Source organism: Modicisalibacter ilicicola DSM 19980, from assembly GCF_900128925.1.
GTDB lineage: Bacteria > Pseudomonadota > Gammaproteobacteria > Pseudomonadales > Halomonadaceae > Modicisalibacter > Modicisalibacter ilicicola.
The window spans coordinates 62177-79115 of record NZ_FQUJ01000004.1 but is presented as its reverse complement, the minus strand read 5'-3'; the positions used below and the strand labels follow the sequence as shown (position 1 = coordinate 79115).

The following is a 16939-nucleotide window of genomic DNA, read 5'->3' as shown; positions in this document are numbered from 1 at the left end:
CCGTCTAGCGGATGTGGGCCAGGATACCGTCGAGTTCGTCGAGACTGCCATAGCGGATGGTCACCCGCCCCTTGCCGCTCCGCCCATGCTGGATACGTACCGGCGCACCCAGCAACTCGCCGAGCTGATTTTCCAGACGCGCCACATCGGAGGAAGGCTGGGGCTCCGGCTTTGTCGCCGGCCTGCCTTCCTGGAGCTGCTTGACCAGCGCCTCGGTCTGGCGCACCGTGAGCTCCTTGTTGACCACCTCGTGGGCTGCCTTGCGCTGCTTGGCGGCCGTCAGCACGAGTAGGGCGCGAGCATGCCCCATGTCCAGGTCGCCGCGTTCGAGCAGGGTCTGCACCTCCGGGTCGAGGGCCAGCAACCGCAACAGGTTGGTGACCTGGGTGCGTGACTTGCCCACCGCGTCGGCAACCTGCTGCTGGGTCAGCTCGAACTCGTCGAGCAGACGCTTGAGCGCCATCGCCTCCTCGACCGGGTTGAGGTTTTCCCGCTGGATGTTCTCGATCAGTGCCAGCGCCAGGGCGGTCTGATCGCTGACATCCCGCACCACGGCGGGAATGACGTCGAGTTCGGCGAGCTGGGCCGCCCGCCAGCGCCGCTCCCCGGCCACGATCTCGTAACGCTCCTCACCGATCGGGCGCACCACGATGGGCTGCATGACCCCCTGGGCGCGGATCGAATCGGTCAGTTCCTCGAGCGCCTCGGGCTGGATCTCGCGACGGGGCTGGTACTTGCCCCGGGAAAGCTGCCCCAGGGGCAGACGCATCAGGCGTTCGCTCGGTTCGGTCGAGTCGGGGGCATCGAGGGCTTCCTCGACGCTCAGCGGCGTATCGATCTGGCCGTCGACCTCCAGCAGTTCGCGGCGACGGGCATTGGCACCAATCAGGGCATCCAGGCCGCGGCCCAGGGCACGTTTACGGGTCATGGGCGTTCCTCAGAAACTATGCACGATCGACTGCCCTCGACGATGGGGCGTTGGGTTATCGGCATCATAGCGATAAACGGCGAATCAGTTCCTTGGCCAGCACCCGGTGCGCCTGGCTGCCGCGGGAGAAGCGCGCGTACTTGGTCACCGGCAAGCCGTGGCTGGGCGCTTCGGCCACCCGCACGTTGCGTGGAATGGTGGTCTTGAGCAGGGTGTCGCCGAAGTAGTCGCGCAGCTGCTTGCTGACGTCCCGAGTCAGGCTGTTGCGGTTGTCGAACATGGTGCGCACGATGCCGAACACCTGCAGCGCCGGGTTCACGCTGGCCTGAATCTGCTCGACGGTGTCGAGCAGCGCGGAGAGCCCCTCCAGGGCATAGAATTCACACTGCAGGGGGATCAGCACGCCATCGGCGGCAGTCAGGCCGTTGACGGTGAGCATGTTGAGCGAGGGGGGGCAGTCGATCAGCACCACATCGTATTCGCTGGCAACATCCTTGATGGCGTCGTGCAGGCAGCGCTCGCGGCCGTCACGATCGAGCAGGTCGACCTCGGCGGCGGTGAGGTCCGCATTGCCCGGCAGCAGTGCATACCCCGCGTCGGGGCAATCGAGGATCACTTCGGCGGCCCGTTTCTCGCCGAGCAGTACATCGAGCACGCTGCCGTCGAGTTCGTGCTTGTCGATGCCGCTGCCCATGGTGGCGTGACCCTGGGGGTCGAGGTCGACGAGCAATACGCGGCGGTCCAGCGACGCCAGGCAAGCCGCCAGATTGACCGTCGTGGTGGTCTTGCCGACGCCACCTTTCTGATTGGTCAAGGCAATGATTTTGGCCACGAATGACTCCCTTACCGACAATGATCCCGGCTCGTCCTGCACCCTAGCCGGTGCGCTCGAGCCTCAACAGGTGACGGCTCGCCTCGTCACCGGGCACGTTCAGAACATGCCTTTCCCGCACCGCGACTCCCGGCGGCAGACCGGCCAGTTCGTCGTCGCTGATCCGCCCCTTCATGGCCAGCCATTCCCCACCGGGGGCCAGCAGGTGATCCGTCAGGGCGACGAAATCCGCCAGGCTGGCGAAGGCCCGGGAGATCACCTGATCGAACCCGGGGGCAGCGAGCTGCTCGACCCGTTGCTGGACCGGTGTCACGTTGGCCAGCTCCAGCTCGAGCAGGGCCTGACGCTGGAAGCGTACCTTCTTGCCGTTGCTGTCGAGCAGCGTGACGTCGATCTCGGGTTTCAAGATGGCCAGCACCAGCCCCGGCAAGCCGGGCCCCGACCCCACGTCCAGCAGCCTGGGCCCGGTGACGAAGGGCAGTACCGCGGCGCTGTCCAGCAGGTGCTTGGTCACCATCTCGTCGAGCGAGCGTACCGCGGTGAGGTTATAGGCGCGGTTCCACTTGTGCAACAACGCAAGCAACGCGCAGAGCCGTTGCCGGGTGCGATCGTCGGCGGCGATGCCGAGTCGGGCGAGGCCGGACTCGAGATGTCGCTCCCAGGAAGCGGTCATGCGCTCCGGGCCTGACGGGAATCGAGCAGGCGGCGTTTCTTGAGATGGATCAGCAGGATCGAGACCGCCGCCGGGGTCACGCCGGAGATGCGACCCGCCTGGGCCAGGGTCTCGGGGCGCGCCTCCCTGAGCTTCTGGCGGATCTCGTTGGAGAGCCCCTCGACCCGGTCGTAGTCCAGGTCGGCGGGCAGTACGGTCGCCTCGTGACGCTTGAGCTTGTCGATCTCGTCCTGCTGGCGATCGATGTACCCCTGGTACTTGACCTGGATCTGCACCTGTTCGGCGACGGTCGCGTCTTCCACCGGCTCGCCCTTGAGGGAGGCGACGTCGGCGTAGACGAGTTCCGGGCGCTTGAGCAACTCGGCCAGGGTGTATTCCCGAGCGAGCGGCTTGTCGAGCCGGGACGCCAGTCGTTCGGCCTCGACGGAGCCGGGCTGGATCCAGGTCTCGCGAAGACGGGCGCTCTCGCGCTCGATCGCCTCGCGCCTGGTCTCGAAATCGCGCCAGCGATCATCATCGACCAGCCCGAGGCGGCGGCCGGTCTCGGTGAGACGCAGGTCGGCGTTGTCCTCCCTCAGCAGCAGACGATACTCCGCCCGGGAGGTGAACATGCGGTAGGGCTCCTGGGTGCCCAGGGTGATCAGGTCGTCGACCAGCACCCCCAGGTAGGCCTCGTCCCGGCGCGGGCACCAGCTCTCTTCGCCCTTTGCCCGCCGCGCGGCGTTGAGCCCCGCCAGCAGCCCCTGGGCACCGGCCTCCTCGTAGCCGGTGGTGCCGTTGATCTGTCCGGCGAAGAACAGGTTGTGGACAAACTTGGTCTCCAGGGAGTGCTTGAGATCCCGGGGATCGAAGAAGTCGTACTCGATGGCGTAGCCGGGGCGGGTGATGTGCGCGTTCTCCATGCCGCGAATCGAGCGCACCACCTCGAGCTGCACGTCGAAGGGCAGCGAGGTGGAAATGCCATTGGGATAGAGCTCGTGGGTGTCGAGCCCCTCCGGCTCGATGAAGATCTGATGGCTCTGCTTGTCGGCAAACCGGTGCACCTTGTCCTCGATGGAGGGGCAATAGCGCGGTCCCACGCCGCCGATCACCCCGGAGTACATGGGCGAGCGATCGAGGTTGGCGAGGATGATCTCGTGTGTCCGGGCGTTGGTGTGCGCGATGTGGCAGTTCACCTGATCCGGATGCATCCCCCGGTTGCCGCGATAGGACATCACCGGTGTCGGCGTATCGCCGGGCTGCTCCTCCAGGCCCGAGAAGTCGAGGCTCCTGGCATCCAGGCGGGGCGGGGTGCCGGTCTTGAGGCGATCGACCCTGAACGGCAGGGCACGCAGGCGGCTTGCCAGGGCGTTGGCGGGCGGGTCCCCGGCGCGCCCGCCGTTGTGGTGATCGAGCCCGATGTGGATGACCCCGCCGAGGAAGGTCCCGGTGCACAGCACCACGGTCTCGGCGAAGAAGCGGATGCCGGTCTGGGTCACCGCACCGCGCGCCGTGTCACCGTCGACGATCAGGTCGTCGACGCCCTGCTGGAAGAGGGTCAGGTTGGGCTGGTTCTCGAGCATGCCACGAATCGCCGCCTTGTAGCGCACGCGATCCGCCTGGGCCCGGGTCGCCCGCACCGCCGGCCCCTTGCGGGCGTTCAGCACGCGAAACTGGATGCCTGCCCGATCCGTGGCCAGGGCCATGGCGCCCCCCAGGGCGTCGATCTCCTTGACCAGGTGACTCTTGCCGATGCCGCCGATGGCGGGATTGCAGGACATCTGCCCCAGGGTCTCGATGTTGTGTGTTAGCAGCAGGGTCTGACAATTCATGCGGGCAGCGGCCAGTGCGGCTTCCGTTCCCGCATGACCACCGCCGATGACGATGACGTCAAAGCGGTTGGGATAATCCAAGGTTGTACCTCGACTTGCGCCAGGGAGCGCTTGGTTGGTCTGTGAGGAAAATCGAGCCGCACAGTATAACGTCCTTGTGGGTAACCGTCAGGGGTTTTCCACACCTGTTCCAACCGCTCTTGTCACCACGACCCTATAAAATAAAAACAGAATAGAAATAAAGAAGTTCTGTTGTTGTTGTATCTATTGGTGTGGACATTTTTTGTGGAAAAGCCGTTTAATACGTTTAATAACAATGGCATGCAATGTTAACCGATGGCTGGAGAAGCGGTAAGGCAACTGCGGACAAGCGGTCCGGAGGCTGTGGATGGAATCTGCGGTTATGCACAGCGGGTTTCCTCCCCGCCTTATCCACCGACGTCTACCGAGGCTGTGGGCAGGGTCGTCAACAATCGCGCCGGGAAGGCATCAGCCTGCTGGTAGCGGGGCCTGCAGCGCAGATTCCGCCAAGTGTAGGAAAAAGTTGCCCACAGGGGCCGAAGGCGTCCTGTGGGCGGTTTCGAGGGGAAAAAGAGACGGGCAAAAGCGGTGGGCGAAAAGCGAGTTCGGCCGCTGGACGAACGAACTCGGAGGTGTGCCAGGCCCTTGCTGTCAGTGCTTGAGCACCCGGGACAGGAAGGCTTGAGTGCGCTCCTGACGAGGATTGTCCAGCACCTCCTGGGGAGGGCCTTCCTCGACGATCTGGCCGTCGTGCACGAAGATCACCCGGTCGGCGACTTCCCGGGCGAAGCCCATCTCGTGGGTGACGATCATCATGGTCATGCCGTCCTTGGCCAGTTCGCGCATGGCATCGAGCACCTCGCCGATCATCTCGGGGTCGAGGGCCGAGGTGGGCTCGTCGAACAGCATCAGGCGCGGTTCCATGGCCAGGGCCCGCGCCAGAGCCACACGCTGCTGCTGACCGCCCGAGAGCTGACTGGGGTACTTGTCGGCCTGATCCTCGATGCCGACCCGTTCCAGCAAGCGATGCGCCGTCTCCAGGGCCTTGTCCCGGGACCAGCCGCGCACCTTCCTGGGCGCCAGGGTCACGTTGTCGAGGACCGACAGATGGGGAAAGAGGTTGAACTGCTGGAACACCATGCCGACCTCGGTGCGCACCGCCTGAAGCGACTTGCCGCTCTTGCCGTCGGGCAGCAGCTCGTTGCCATCGACCTCGATGCGCCCGCTCTGGAACTCCTCCAGGCCGTTGACGCAACGGATCAGCGTCGACTTCCCCGAGCCACTGGCCCCGACGATCACCACCACCTCGCCCGGGGCGACTTCGAGATCGATGTCCTGCATCACGTGCAGCTTGCCGAAATACTTGTTGATCTTTTCCAGCCGTACCATGGGCTGCGTCGTCGCTTGCGTCGTGTCGTTCATCGTCTGCTTCCTCATTGTCCGACCAGGCCGCGGCGTTCGAGCTGACGCAGGGCGAGGGAGAGGCTCAAGGTGATGGCCAGATACATCAGGGCGACCATGAAATAGACCTCGAGGGCGGTGAAGGTGGTGGCGATGTAGACCTGGCCCTGGCGAACCAGCTCGCCCACGCCGATCACCGAGAACAGCGAGGTATCCTTGATGCTGACGATGCCCTGGTTGCCCAGCGCCGGGATCATGCGCCGCAAGGCCTGGGGCCAGATGATGTAGCGAAACGCCTGGGTGCGGGACAGGCCCAGGGAGAGACCGGCCTCGCGCTGGCCCTTCTCGATCGACTGCACGCCGCCGCGCACGATCTCGGAGATGTAGGCCCCGGCATTGAGGGCGATGGCGGCGATGCCTGCGGTCAGGGCGTCGATCGGACCGCCGAGGAGCTGCGGCAGGCCGTAGAAGATGAAGAGCACCTGAACCAGCACCGGGGTGCCGCGAAAGATCTCGATGTAGGTGATCGCCGGCCAGCGCAGCAGCGCGACGGGGCTGATGCGGGCGAGGCCGAAGACGATGCCGATGACGAAGCCGATGGCCAGGCCACCGAAGGAGATCAGCAGCGTCCAGGGAATACCCTCGAGCAGATAGGGAATGGAATCGATGGCCGCCTGCCAGTCGAATTGGAAGGTCACATCCACGTGGGTGTCCCCCTAGCGATAAGAAGCGTACAGACAAGAAAAGAGGCCGGGGGTTGGCCACCCGGCCCCTTCCATCAGCAGTGGTTACTGGCTATCGGGTGCTTCGCCGAACCACTTCTTGTGAATCTCGTCGTAGGTGCCGTCCTCGCGCATCTCGGCCAGCGCCTTGTTGGCGGGTTCGACCCAGGAGCTGCCGTCGGCGAAGGCGATGCCGTACTGCTGGCCCTCGTAGAGCGGTCCGACCGTCTTCACGCGTCCGTCGCCCTTGGTCTGGGAGAAGTAGCCGACATTGGGGGCATCGTAGAAGACGGCATCGACGCTGCCGCCCATGAGCGCCATGTACATGTCGGAGCTGCCGGGATAGGGGGTGATCTCGGCGCTGTCACCGAGGTTCTTCTGCAGGTAGTCGTAGCTGGTGGAACCGATCTTGGTGCCGATGCGCATGCCCTCGAGATCGGAGAACTCCTGGACCTCGTCGTTGTTGGCAGAAACCAGGATACGCAGCCCCGAGTCGTAGTAGGGGTCGGAGAAGTCGACGATCTCCTCGCGTTCCTCGGTGATCGTGATGCCGGCGATGGCCAGGTCGACGTTGCCGGTCTGCACGGCGGGAATGATGCCATTGAAGTCCATGGTGCGCAGATCGACCTCGAAGCCGGCGCGCTTGGCGACCTCGTCCAGGATGTCCATGTCGAAACCGACCATCTCGCCGGTTTCCTGATCCATCATCTCGAAGGGGACGAAACTGGGATCGGTGGCGGCTTGCAGCGTTTCGGCACTGGCCGTGCCTCCCAGGCCGAGACCCAGGACCAGGGCCGAGCCCAGGGAAATTCCTTTCAGTGTGTGGTTTTTCATGGCGTTCCCCATTGGAAATGTTATTCGTGTAACGCGCCTTTTACCTTGGCGAGTTACGGGGAGGCCGTCAAGATGGAGCCGCTCATCACACCATGAACGACGAACCGCAGCCGCAGGTGGAGGTGGCGTTGGGATTCTTGATCACGAAGCGTGCGCCGGCCAGGCCTTCCTCGAAATCCACGGTGGAGCCGACCAGGTACTGGTAGGAGAGCGGGTCGACGACCATGCCGACGTCGTCGATCTCGATCAGGGTGTCGTCGGCAGCGGTCTGCTCGGCAAAATCGAAGCCATACTGGAACCCCGAGCAGCCGCCCCCGGTGACGAAGACGCGCAGCTTGAGTTGCGGATTGCCCTCCTCGCCGGCCAGGGCCCGCAGGCGACGTACCGCGGCGTCGGTGAGCAGTAGTGGCGTGGGAGCAAAGGATGCGACACCACTCATAGGGGAGCCTCCGTGACTGAAATGGCAAACCCGGCCATTATCCCTAAATCCCAGCAAAAGGGTCAACTTTTCAGGCCGGGGGGCGGGCCCCCTCCCTCAGGGCAACAGGGCGGGCGCCTGCATGCCGGCCATCTCGTCGAACCCGAACATCAGATTGAGGTTCTGTATCGCCTGACCCGAGGCGCCCTTGACCAGATTGTCGATCACCGACAGCACCACCACGGTATCGCCGCCCCCCGGGCGGTGCACCGCCAGGCGGCAGAGGTTGGCCCCCTTGACGCTTCGGGTTTCCGGGTGGCTGCCGGCAGGCATCACGTCCACTGCCGGCTCGCCCGCGAAGCGCTTCTCGAACAGTGCCTGCAGATCGCCCGGCTCGTCGGTCAGGCGCCCGTAGAGGGTGGCGTGGATGCCGCGGATCATCGGGGTCAGATGAGGCACGAAGGTCAGCGCCACCGGCGCGCCGGCGGCGCGCACCAGCCCCTGGCGAATCTCCGGAAGATGCCGATGGCCCGAGGCGCCGTAGGCCTTCATCGATTCGCTGGCCTCGGCCAGCAGGGACGGCACCTTGGCCCCTCGGCCCGCGCCGGTGACACCGGACTTGCAATCGGCGATCACCCGGTCGAGATCGATCAGACGACTCTCCAGCAGCGGTAGCAGGCCCAGCTGCACGGCGGTGGGGTAGCAGCCGGGCACGGCGACCAGGCGCGCCTGGCGGATCGCCTCGCGATTGACCTCGGGAAGCCCATAGACCGCATCCTCGAGCAACTGCGGGGCCCCGTGAGGCTGGCCGTACCAGTGTGACCACTCCTCGGCGTCGGACAGGCGGAAATCCGCCGACAGGTCGATGAGGCGCGTACCCTGCTCGAGCAGTTCGCCAGCCAGGGCATGAGCGACACCATGAGGAGTGGCGAAGAACACCGCATCGCAGGCCGCCAGTCGCCCCGCGTCCGGGGCACTGAACACCAGCCGATCGTAGTGGCCGCGCAGGTTGGGGTAGAGGTCGCAGACGGCGATCCCCGCTTCCGAGCGCGAGGTGATGACGTCGACCTCCACCTCGGGGTGCTGGGCCAACAGGCGAAGCAATTCCACGCCGGTGTAACCGGTGCCACCAACGATGCCGATCTTGATCACGATGTTCTCCTGCTTGGGGACTGTAGCGGGGCAGCGATCCCGAAATTAAGACCTTACCCGGCAAATATGATACACAAGTGAGCATAGGCGTTCCCAACACCCGGTGTCGGGTCGTGGCCTCGGCCTGACGGAACGCCACCAGACGGTGTTTCCTCCTTGCCCCGGGGTACGGTGCAGGGAAAGACGATCTTCCGGCACAAGGATACTGACTTGCCTCGGCTCTCCTTCCCCGACCTGAGTCTCGAACGCTTCCGACGCCGCCTGGCGAGTGTCGATGCGCTTCCCCAGCTCTGCGTGCTGGGGGTGATCTCGGGGCTGACCACCGGTGTGCTGATGGTGCTGTTCCGCCTGTTGCTGAGCCTGGGCGGACTGGTCTTCATGCCCGGCGGTGACTACGAGGACTTCGAGGCGCTGCCCGCCCTGGCGCGCAGCACCCTGCCGCTGCTCGCCGTGGCGCTGATCGGCTTCTGGCTATGGCGCCAGCCTCCGGCCGCGCGCAAGATCGGTGTGGCACATGTCATCGAACGTCTGGCCTACCATCAGGGCAAGTTTCCACTGCGCAACTGGCTGACCCAGTGGTGGGTCGGCCTGGTCTCGGTGCTTGGCGGGCTCTCGGCCGGCCGCGAAGGGCCGGCCATCCATCTGGGGGCGGCGGCCTCCTGCGGCATCGGCCAGCGACTGCGCCTGCCTCACAACAGCATGCGGGTGCTGGTTGCCTGTGGTACCGCGGCGGGCATCGCCGCTTCCTTCAACACGCCGATCGCCGGGGTCATCTTCGCCATGGAGGTGGTGGTGATGGAGTACACCATCGTCGGTTTCATTCCGGTGATCCTCGCATCGAGCATGGGCGCGGTGGTCGCGCAGTTGGTGTACGGCACGGAACCGGCCTTCGACATCCCCAGCCTGCACCTCCAGTCGCTGATGGATCTGCCCTGGATCGTCGTCAGTGCCCTGCTGATCGGCTTGCTGGCGGGCGTGTTCGTGCGCGTGGCCCAGGGCGGGGAGCGCCTTCGGCATATTCCCAGGTGGCTGCGCTTTCTGCTGGCAGGCCTGCTCGTGGGGGGCGTCGCCTGGTGGTATCCGCAGGTGCAGGGCATGGGCTACGACACCCTGGGGCAGACCCTGACCTCGACGCCACCGATCGACGTGCTGCTGGCGGTGGCCATCGGCAAGCTGCTGCTGACCGCGCTGACCGTGGCCTGCGGCATTCCCGTCAGCATCATCGGGCCGGTACTGGTGGTGGGAGCCGCCATCGGCGCCTTGTGCGGTCTAGCCGGCACCGTCCTGATGCCGACCCTGGCGTCGGGACCCGAGGTGTATGCCATGCTGGGCATGGCGGCAATGATGGGCGCCGTGCTGCAGGCGCCCCTGGCGGCCCTGATGGCGTTGCTCGAACTGACCCATAACCCCAACATCATCCTGCCCGGCATGCTCAGCGTGGTGGTGGCCGGACTCACCGTGCGCCAGGTCTGCCGCTGTCAGGGGTTCTTCATCACCCAGACCCAGCACGGGCTGCATCTGCTGCAGCAGCCACTGATGCAGGCGCTCTCCCGGGTGGCGGTGCCCGCGGTGATGGAGCGCAGCCTGGCGCGCACCCAGCGCAAGATCAGTCGTGAACAGGCGCAAGCCCTGCTCGAGGACAAGCCCACCTGGCTGGTGATCATTCGCTCCCGCGAGGAAAAGACGCCGATCGCCCTGAAGGCCGCCGACCTGGCCCGGGCGCTGCTCGACGAGGAACTGGCCGACCAGCAGACCTTCGACCTGCTCGAGGTGCCTGGCCAGCGTCTGGAACTGGCCCCCATCCATCTGCAGGCGACCCTCAATGAAGCCTTCGATCGTCTTCACGAGTACGGGGTGGATGCGCTCTATGTCGAACACACCACGGCCCCGAAGATCCAGAAGATTTCAGGTATCATTACCCGCGATGCCATCGAGAGTTATTACCGTTATAAACGCTGATCGCAGCGGCAGGCAGTAGCAAGGAGCCATGATGTATCTATGGATAAAAGCGTTTCACTTGATAGCGGTGGTGACCTGGTTCGCGGCCATGTTCTACCTGCCGCGGTTGTTCGTCTATCACGCCATGGCGCGGGACAAGGGTGACACCCAGGCCATCGACTACTTCAAGGTCATGGAACGCAAGTTGTATCGTGGCATCATGACGCCCTCGATGGTCGTGGTGATCCTCCTGGGGGGCTGGCTGCTGTGGCTGGTACCGGCGCACCTGAGTGCCGGCTGGATGCACGTCAAGCTCCTGCTGGTGGTATTGCTGGTGGTCTACCACCATCTGTGCCTGATCTATATGAAACGCCTGGCCGCGGGCAGTGCCCGCCACTCGGAGGTCTTCTTTCGCTGGTTCAATGAAGCTCCCGTGATCGCGCTGATCCTGATCGTCGTTCTCGCCATGGTGAAGCCCTTCTGATGACCGATGCCAAACTTCCTGTCGTGCTGGTGATGGCCGGCCATGATCCCACCGGTGGCGCAGGCCTGGCGGCCGATGTTGAAGCGATCGCCGCCTGCGGCGGGTGGGCGGTGACGGTGCCCACGGCCCTTACCGTGCAGACGACCCACGACGTGCTGCAGGTCATGCCGTGCGGTGCCGACGGCATCCGCGACATGGCCTGGACCCTGCTCGACGAGTTCGAGGTGGCGGCGATCAAGGTCGGGCTGATCGCGGATGTCGTGACCCTGGATGCCATCGAGGACGTGGTACGCGCTTGCCCCGGCGTGCCGCTGGTCGTGGATCCGGTCTTCAAGGCGGGCGGGGGCGCGACGCTTGCCACCAGCGCCCTGATCGATGAATTTCGCCATCGCCTGTTGCCGCTGGTGGACGTCCTGACGCCCAATCGCCAGGAACTGGCGAGGCTGGCTGGCGAACCGCAGCAGGACGATGTCGAGCGCGTGGTCGCCTTGATGTCCCTGGGGTGTCAGTCCATCTTGGTCACGGGTACCGACGACCCCCCGCCGGGGGCTTCGGCGGACGACGTGGTACATACCCTGCACACGCCGGAGACCAGTCGCCAGTGGCGCTGGCCCCGGCTGGCAGGCAATTATCATGGTTCGGGCTGTACCCTTGCCGCGGCCCTGGGGGCCAGGCTGGCCGCCGGGGAACGCCTGGTGAGCGCCTGCGAACAGGCCCAGCGCTTCACCTGGGAAAGCCTGCGGCGCGGTTGGCAGCCAGGCAACGGCCAGACGCTGCCGGGCCGCTTGCCACGCTGAGGGGCTTGCCCTCATTCCTAGTTTGTCCACAGGCCGTCAAGACGTTGTTCGACCTGTGCAGTTAGTTATCCACAACCATTGCGACTCGAGAGGCGCTTTATGTCAACATCCGCTCAGCTTTTCGAACAGGCTTGCCGTCATATTCCCGGCGGGGTGAACTCGCCGGTGCGTGCCTTCAAGGGCCTGGATCGTCCGCCGGTATTCATGGAGCGAGCCCAGGGCGCCTATCTCTTCGATGTGGAAGGCAAGCGCTACGTCGATTACGTGGGGTCCTGGGGTCCGATGATCACCGGTCATGCCGACCCCGACGTGTTGGGCGCGGTGCGTGAACGCCTCGACGCCGGCCTCTCCTTCGGCACGCCGACCGCCATCGAAACCACCATGGCCGATCTGATCTGCGAGATCATCCCGTCGATCGAGATGGTACGCATGGTCAATTCCGGCACCGAGGCGACCATGTCGGCCATCCGCCTGGCCCGGGGCTTCACCGGCCGCGACAAGATCGTCAAGTTCGAGGGCAACTATCATGGTCACTCCGATTCGCTGCTGGTCAAGGCCGGTTCCGGGGCGCTGACTCACGGCGAGCCGAGTTCTCCCGGGGTGCCCGCCGCCCTGGCCGAACACACGGTGACGCTCTCCTTCAACGACATCGACGCGGTACACGAATGTTTCGCCGAGATCGGCGATCAGATCGCCTGCATCATCGTCGAGCCGGTGGCCGGCAACATGAACTGCATCCCTTCCCGGCCCAAGTTTCTCGAGACATTGCGCGAGACCTGCGACCGCTACGGCAGCGTGCTGATCTTCGACGAGGTGATGACCGGTTTTCGTGTCGCTCTAGGTGGCGCGCAAGCCCACTACGGGGTGACGCCGGATCTGACCTGCCTGGGCAAGATCGTGGGTGGCGGCATGCCGGTGGGCGCCTTCGGGGGCAAGCGCGAGATCATGGAGCACATCTCGCCCCTGGGAGCGGTCTACCAGGCCGGTACCCTGGCCGGTAACCCCCTGGCCATGGCGGCGGGCATCGCGCTGTTGAAGAAGATTCGTGAACCGGGTTTCCACGAGACGCTGAGCCAGCGCGTCACGACCCTGTGTGACGGTCTCGAGGAGCGCGCCCACGCTGCCGGTGTGGAACTGCTCACCCAACGGGCCGGCGGCATGTTCGGCATGTTCTTCACCGGTCAGTCCCGGGTCGACAACTTCGCCCAGGCCACCGCCTGCGATGCCGGCCACTTCCGCCGCTTCTTCTCGTCGATGCTCGACGAAGGGGTCTATCTCGCGCCTTCCGCCTACGAAGCGGGCTTCATGTCCAGCGCACATACCCCCGAAGATATCCAGCATACCCTGGAAGCGGCGGGACGGGTCTTCGCCGGCCTGGCCGAGAGCGCCTGACCAGAGCATGGCATGAACGCCTGCACGGACACCACAGCTGGGAGAACCTCGTGAGCCAGGCCCTGATACAGGCACTGCAAGATGCAGGCTGTTACGATCATCCGGTGACGACCATCGAGGTCGTCGAGACGCACATCTCCTGGATCGTGCTGACCGGCGATTACGCCTACAAGCTCAAGAAGCCGCTGGAATTCGGCAGCTTCCTGGACTTTTCGACCCCGGAAAAGCGGCGGCGACTGTGCGAACTGGAAGTACGTCTCAATCGTCGTCTGGCGCCCTCGCTCTACCTCGAGACGGTACCGATCTCGGGAAGCCCCGAGTCGCCCCGGGTCAACGATGGCTCGGCGCCCTTCGAACACGCGGTCAAGATGCGCCAGTTCAGCAATCGACACCTGTTCAGCAATCTCCAGGCGAGCGGCCAGCTCTCCCTGGAACTGCTCGACGACCTGATCGACCAGCTGGTGGTCTTCCACGAACAGGCCGAGCGAGTGCCCCGGGAGAGCGACTTCGGCACGCGCGAGTGCATGCAGCGCATCGTCGAGCGCGAATTCGCCCTGATCGCGCCGAGGCTCGAGGAGGACCAGGATCGCCAGCAGCTGGCGTTCCTGCAGACCTGGACCGAGGAGGCACTCGAACGCTTCGATGCAGAGTTCGCGCGGCGCCGGCAGGAAGGCTACGTGCGCGAGACCCACGGCGACGTGCATCTGGGCAACGCGGTGCAGCACGAGGGACGCGCCCTGATGTTCGATGGCCTCGAGTTCAACGACGAACTGCGCTGGAACGACGTGGGCGGCGATCTGGCCTTCCTGCTCATGGATCTCGAGGCCCGGGGCGAGGAAGCCTTCGCGCATCATGCCCTGAATCGCTATCTCGAGCTCTCCGGCGATCACTCTCTGGTGCGGCTGTTGCCCTTCTACAAGCTCTACCGTGCCCTGGTACGTGCCAAGGTGGCCATCCTCCGCTACCACCAGCCGGCGTTGCACCGCGCCGACCGGCCAGCGGTGCTGGCCATGTATCGCCAGCACATCGAACTGGCCCTGCGCTACGCGGAGTTCAATTTCCCCTACCTGATGATCGGAGTCGGCGTCTCGGGAAGCGGCAAGAGTCGCTTCATGGGGGAAATGGTCTGTCGTCTGGGCAGTGTACGCTTGCGTTCCGACGTGGAGCGCAAGCGACTGTTCGGCTTCGAGCCGGCGACCGACACCACGCAACAGGCCGTGGACATCTACACCGAGGACGCCACCGCACGCACCTATACCCAGTTGGCCCGGCTGGCCGGAACGCTGCTCGAAGCCGGGTTGCCGGTATGCATCGATGCCACCTGCCTCAAGCGCGAGCAGCGCGACCTGCTGCGTCAACAAGCCGAAGGGCGTGGCCTGCCGGTGCTGCTGATCAGCTTCGAGGCCGACGAGCCGACACTGCGTGCGCGCATCGAGAAACGGGCCCGACGCGGAGGCGATCCCTCCGAGGCGGGGCTGGCCGTGCTCGAGCGACAACTCGCCGAATTCGAGCCGTTTGCCGACGATGAGCGTCGTCATCTGATCCATCTGGACACTACTGCCCAGGACGCCAACCTGACCTTGGTCAGGCTGATTCAGGACCATCTCAGGCTGGGCTGAAGGCGGCAAGACCTTGGTCGGCCACGGGTATGCCCGTCGGCCACCCCGAGCTTCCCCGGGTTGGCCGCTTCGTGTGTCACAGCCATGGAGCACTCGCAGGAATCGGCCTTGGCGTTGATTTCCAAATGGAAAAGGCGCCAGGGCTCTGCTCCGTCCCGAATGATGTAAGTTTCACGAAACACTCTCTCCCCTTTTTTCGCCTGCTTTTCTCCGGTGCTCCGCCCCCGTGCCGTGTCTTCCTCGAGCCAGGATAAAAAATGCCTTGCCCACCAGTATGTTGCTAATTGTAACGAAATGTTGGCACGGATGATGCTAATTAACCAATGATCGCGGGCCATACCTCAAGGGACACGACGCCTCGGCGTCGGCTCGGGTCAACGGAAAACAACAGTCGTGCATGACAATCCGTGGAGAAACATCATGAATAAGTACGTAATAAGTGGCTGCTCCATGTTGGCATTGGCGCTAGCCGTATCCACCGCCAATGCCGATGCCACCGCTGTCGGGGGTGATGGAGGCTATTCCAATGGCGGCAATGGTGGTAATGGCGGGAGTGGTTACGGTAATGGGTATGGCGACGGGTACAGCGACGCCTATGCCAATACCTACTCGAATCTCGATGACCATAACGACGACAACGACTTCTACAGCAGAGCGACTTCCGGCGATGCCGACGGCCGCGGCACCGGCACCGGCATGGGCGGCAACGGCGGCAGGGGTGGTGCCGGCGGCAGCACGGGCAATGGGGGTGATGCCTGGGCCATGAGTGATTCCTACAATACCAAGGTCGACGTGGTCGCTTACCAGGATCTGAATGCCTCGGTCTCCGGTTCGAGCATCTATGTGTACGGCGGTGATGGTGCTCGGGGCGGTGATGGTGCTCGGGGCGGCGACGCTGCTGCCAACTCTTCCACCTATGCCAATGGCGGTGATGGTGGCAAGGGCAAGGGCGGCAACGGTGGCAGTTCCTATGCCTACGGGGGTGACGGTGGCTACGGTGGCTACGGTGGCCATGGAAACGGTGGCGACGGTGGCTACGGCGACGGCGGCAACTCCCGGCGCGCCGGTAATGGCGACGGAGGTGACGGCGACGGCGGCAATGGCGGCAATGGAAACGGCGGAGACGGCGGCAACGGAGGGGATGGCGGCTATGCCGACTCCGGCAACGGCGGCGACTCCTACGGTGAAGGCGGTCGTGGCGGCACGGCCAACGCGGCCGGCGGCAACACCAACGCCTATGCCGGGAACGGTGGCGACGGCGCCGACGGTGGTGATGGTGCCGGCGGCATGCTCTACACCGGCCGGGCCAGCATGTCGGTGGGCGCCTTCGGTGGCGTTGCCAACATGAACCTGTCCACCGGGCTCTACAATGCTCAGCAGGCAGCGACCAACATCGCGGCTCACAGCGGTGTGAGCATCGGTAACTGAACGATTGGCCATAGTTGGGCCAGGCCGGCGAACCCCGTGTTCGCCGGCACTTTCGGCCATGTCTGGGAGCAGATCACCATGGTTACCCCTGTCAGGTTACAACGCCACGCGAGACGATGGCCCCTCGTCCTGCTGTCGTTCATCGCAGTGGAAGGTGTCGCCGCCTTCGAAACGGACGATTCCCCGCAGCACGGCAATACCCGCAATAGCCTGAGTTCCCTGGAAAGCCTCAGTTTCGATGAGCTGGAGCAGTTCCGTGGACGCGAAAACGTCAACCTCATCAACGTGCAGAGCCTGCAGAACCTGGAGGCGACCGCCAGTGGCAACTCGGTCAATGCCGGAAACGTGATCTCGGGCCCCATCACCATCGAGTCGCACGCCATCGACAGCTTCGATGGTGTCGGCCTGTTCAACATCATGACTGGGCACAACAACGCCGTCACCAGCGCGGTGGGCATCAGTATCTATTTCGCCGAATGACGGGAAGAC

At 64.5% G+C, this 16939-nt stretch carries 16 protein-coding genes; 7 read left to right on the top strand and 9 right to left on the bottom strand.

The genetic code is table 11. The features are described 5' to 3' along the window. Nucleotides 1-4: 4 nt before the first annotated feature. The 9 genes from BUA41_RS04940 to argC form a co-directional block, all read right to left on the bottom strand. Nucleotides 5-928 (bottom strand): ParB/RepB/Spo0J family partition protein, encoded by a 924-nt coding sequence (locus tag BUA41_RS04940; RefSeq protein ID WP_072820333.1) that lies wholly within the window; start codon nt 926-928, stop codon nt 5-7. Nucleotides 929-992: 64 nt separating this feature from the next. After that, the gene (locus tag BUA41_RS04935) at nt 993-1760 is read right to left on the bottom strand and encodes a ParA family protein (protein ID WP_072820331.1); all 768 of its coding nucleotides are present in this window, start codon (nt 1758-1760) and stop codon (nt 993-995) included. Between the two features lie 43 nt (nt 1761-1803). Continuing rightward, nucleotides 1804-2433, bottom strand: coding sequence for a 16S rRNA (guanine(527)-N(7))-methyltransferase RsmG (gene rsmG, locus BUA41_RS04930; protein WP_072820329.1), 630 nt, complete (start codon nt 2431-2433; stop codon nt 1804-1806). Next, nucleotides 2430-4325 carry a tRNA uridine-5-carboxymethylaminomethyl(34) synthesis enzyme MnmG gene (mnmG, locus tag BUA41_RS04925; RefSeq protein ID WP_072820328.1) on the bottom strand — a complete coding sequence of 632 codons (1896 nt, stop codon included), beginning with the start codon at nt 4323-4325 and terminating at the stop codon, nt 2430-2432. The genes rsmG and mnmG overlap by 4 nt, the downstream gene beginning before the upstream one ends. Before the next feature lie 591 nt (nt 4326-4916). After that, complete coding sequence (locus BUA41_RS04920; protein ID WP_072820326.1) at nt 4917-5687, bottom strand: amino acid ABC transporter ATP-binding protein; 771 nt, start codon at nt 5685-5687, stop codon at nt 4917-4919. Nucleotides 5688-5698: 11 nt separating this feature from the next. After that, a complete protein-coding gene (locus BUA41_RS04915; RefSeq protein ID WP_072820324.1) occupies nt 5699-6370 on the bottom strand; it encodes an amino acid ABC transporter permease in 672 nt (223 codons plus the stop codon). Between the two features lie 84 nt (nt 6371-6454). Next, nucleotides 6455-7222, bottom strand: coding sequence for a transporter substrate-binding domain-containing protein (locus BUA41_RS04910; protein WP_072820322.1), 768 nt, complete (start codon nt 7220-7222; stop codon nt 6455-6457). Between the two features lie 85 nt (nt 7223-7307). Next, on the bottom strand, nt 7308-7661 hold the full coding sequence (gene erpA, locus BUA41_RS04905) for an iron-sulfur cluster insertion protein ErpA (RefSeq protein WP_072820320.1): 354 nt from the start codon (nt 7659-7661) through the stop codon (nt 7308-7310). A gap of 96 nt (nt 7662-7757) precedes the next feature. Continuing rightward, entirely contained in the window at nt 7758-8792 is a 1035-nt protein-coding gene (argC, locus tag BUA41_RS04900; RefSeq protein WP_072820318.1) for an N-acetyl-gamma-glutamyl-phosphate reductase, read from the bottom strand. A gap of 210 nt (nt 8793-9002) precedes the next feature. Here argC and BUA41_RS04895 point away from each other — a divergent pair, with 210 nt between their 5' ends. The 7 genes from BUA41_RS04895 to BUA41_RS04865 all read left to right on the top strand — a co-directional run bounded on the left by BUA41_RS04895 (nt 9003) and on the right by BUA41_RS04865 (nt 16930). Then, on the top strand, nt 9003-10751 hold the full coding sequence (locus BUA41_RS04895; protein WP_072820316.1) for a chloride channel protein: 1749 nt from the start codon (nt 9003-9005) through the stop codon (nt 10749-10751). Nucleotides 10752-10782: 31 nt separating this feature from the next. Beyond that, nucleotides 10783-11214, top strand: a complete 432-nt coding sequence (gene hemJ / locus BUA41_RS04890; protein WP_072820314.1) for a protoporphyrinogen oxidase HemJ — start codon at nt 10783-10785, stop codon at nt 11212-11214. Next, entirely contained in the window at nt 11214-12011 is a 798-nt protein-coding gene (thiD, locus tag BUA41_RS04885; RefSeq protein ID WP_072820312.1) for a bifunctional hydroxymethylpyrimidine kinase/phosphomethylpyrimidine kinase, read from the top strand. The genes hemJ and thiD overlap by 1 nt, the downstream gene beginning before the upstream one ends. Before the next feature lie 99 nt (nt 12012-12110). Then, nucleotides 12111-13403, top strand: coding sequence for a glutamate-1-semialdehyde 2,1-aminomutase (gene hemL, locus BUA41_RS04880; protein ID WP_072820310.1), 1293 nt, complete (start codon nt 12111-12113; stop codon nt 13401-13403). Nucleotides 13404-13453: 50 nt separating this feature from the next. Beyond that, complete coding sequence (locus BUA41_RS04875) at nt 13454-15022, top strand: bifunctional aminoglycoside phosphotransferase/ATP-binding protein (RefSeq protein ID WP_072820308.1); 1569 nt, start codon at nt 13454-13456, stop codon at nt 15020-15022. Nucleotides 15023-15442: 420 nt separating this feature from the next. Beyond that, on the top strand, nt 15443-16450 hold the full coding sequence (locus BUA41_RS19575) for a hypothetical protein (RefSeq protein WP_139249054.1): 1008 nt from the start codon (nt 15443-15445) through the stop codon (nt 16448-16450). Between the two features lie 36 nt (nt 16451-16486). Further along, nucleotides 16487-16930, top strand: coding sequence for a hypothetical protein (locus tag BUA41_RS04865; protein WP_072820304.1), 444 nt, complete (start codon nt 16487-16489; stop codon nt 16928-16930). Nucleotides 16931-16939 lie beyond the last annotated feature (9 nt).

What these genes read in the sequence shown, in the direction of transcription:
- BUA41_RS04920 (WP_072820326.1), bottom strand. Translation starts at nt 5,687, where the DNA reads ATGAACGACACGACGCAAGCGACGACGCAGCCCATGGTACGGCTGGAA.
- BUA41_RS04910 (WP_072820322.1), bottom strand. Translation starts at nt 7,222, where the DNA reads ATGAAAAACCACACACTGAAAGGAATTTCCCTGGGCTCGGCCCTGGTC.
- erpA (WP_072820320.1), bottom strand. Translation starts at nt 7,661, where the DNA reads ATGAGTGGTGTCGCATCCTTTGCTCCCACGCCACTACTGCTCACCGAC.
- hemL (WP_072820310.1), top strand. Translation starts at nt 12,111, where the DNA reads ATGTCAACATCCGCTCAGCTTTTCGAACAGGCTTGCCGTCATATTCCC.
- BUA41_RS04940 (WP_072820333.1), bottom strand. Translation starts at nt 928, where the DNA reads ATGACCCGTAAACGTGCCCTGGGCCGCGGCCTGGATGCCCTGATTGGT.
- rsmG (WP_072820329.1), bottom strand. Translation starts at nt 2,433, where the DNA reads ATGACCGCTTCCTGGGAGCGACATCTCGAGTCCGGCCTCGCCCGACTC.
- BUA41_RS19575 (WP_139249054.1), top strand. Translation starts at nt 15,443, where the DNA reads ATGAATAAGTACGTAATAAGTGGCTGCTCCATGTTGGCATTGGCGCTA.
- thiD (WP_072820312.1), top strand. Translation starts at nt 11,214, where the DNA reads ATGACCGATGCCAAACTTCCTGTCGTGCTGGTGATGGCCGGCCATGAT.
- hemJ (WP_072820314.1), top strand. Translation starts at nt 10,783, where the DNA reads ATGTATCTATGGATAAAAGCGTTTCACTTGATAGCGGTGGTGACCTGG.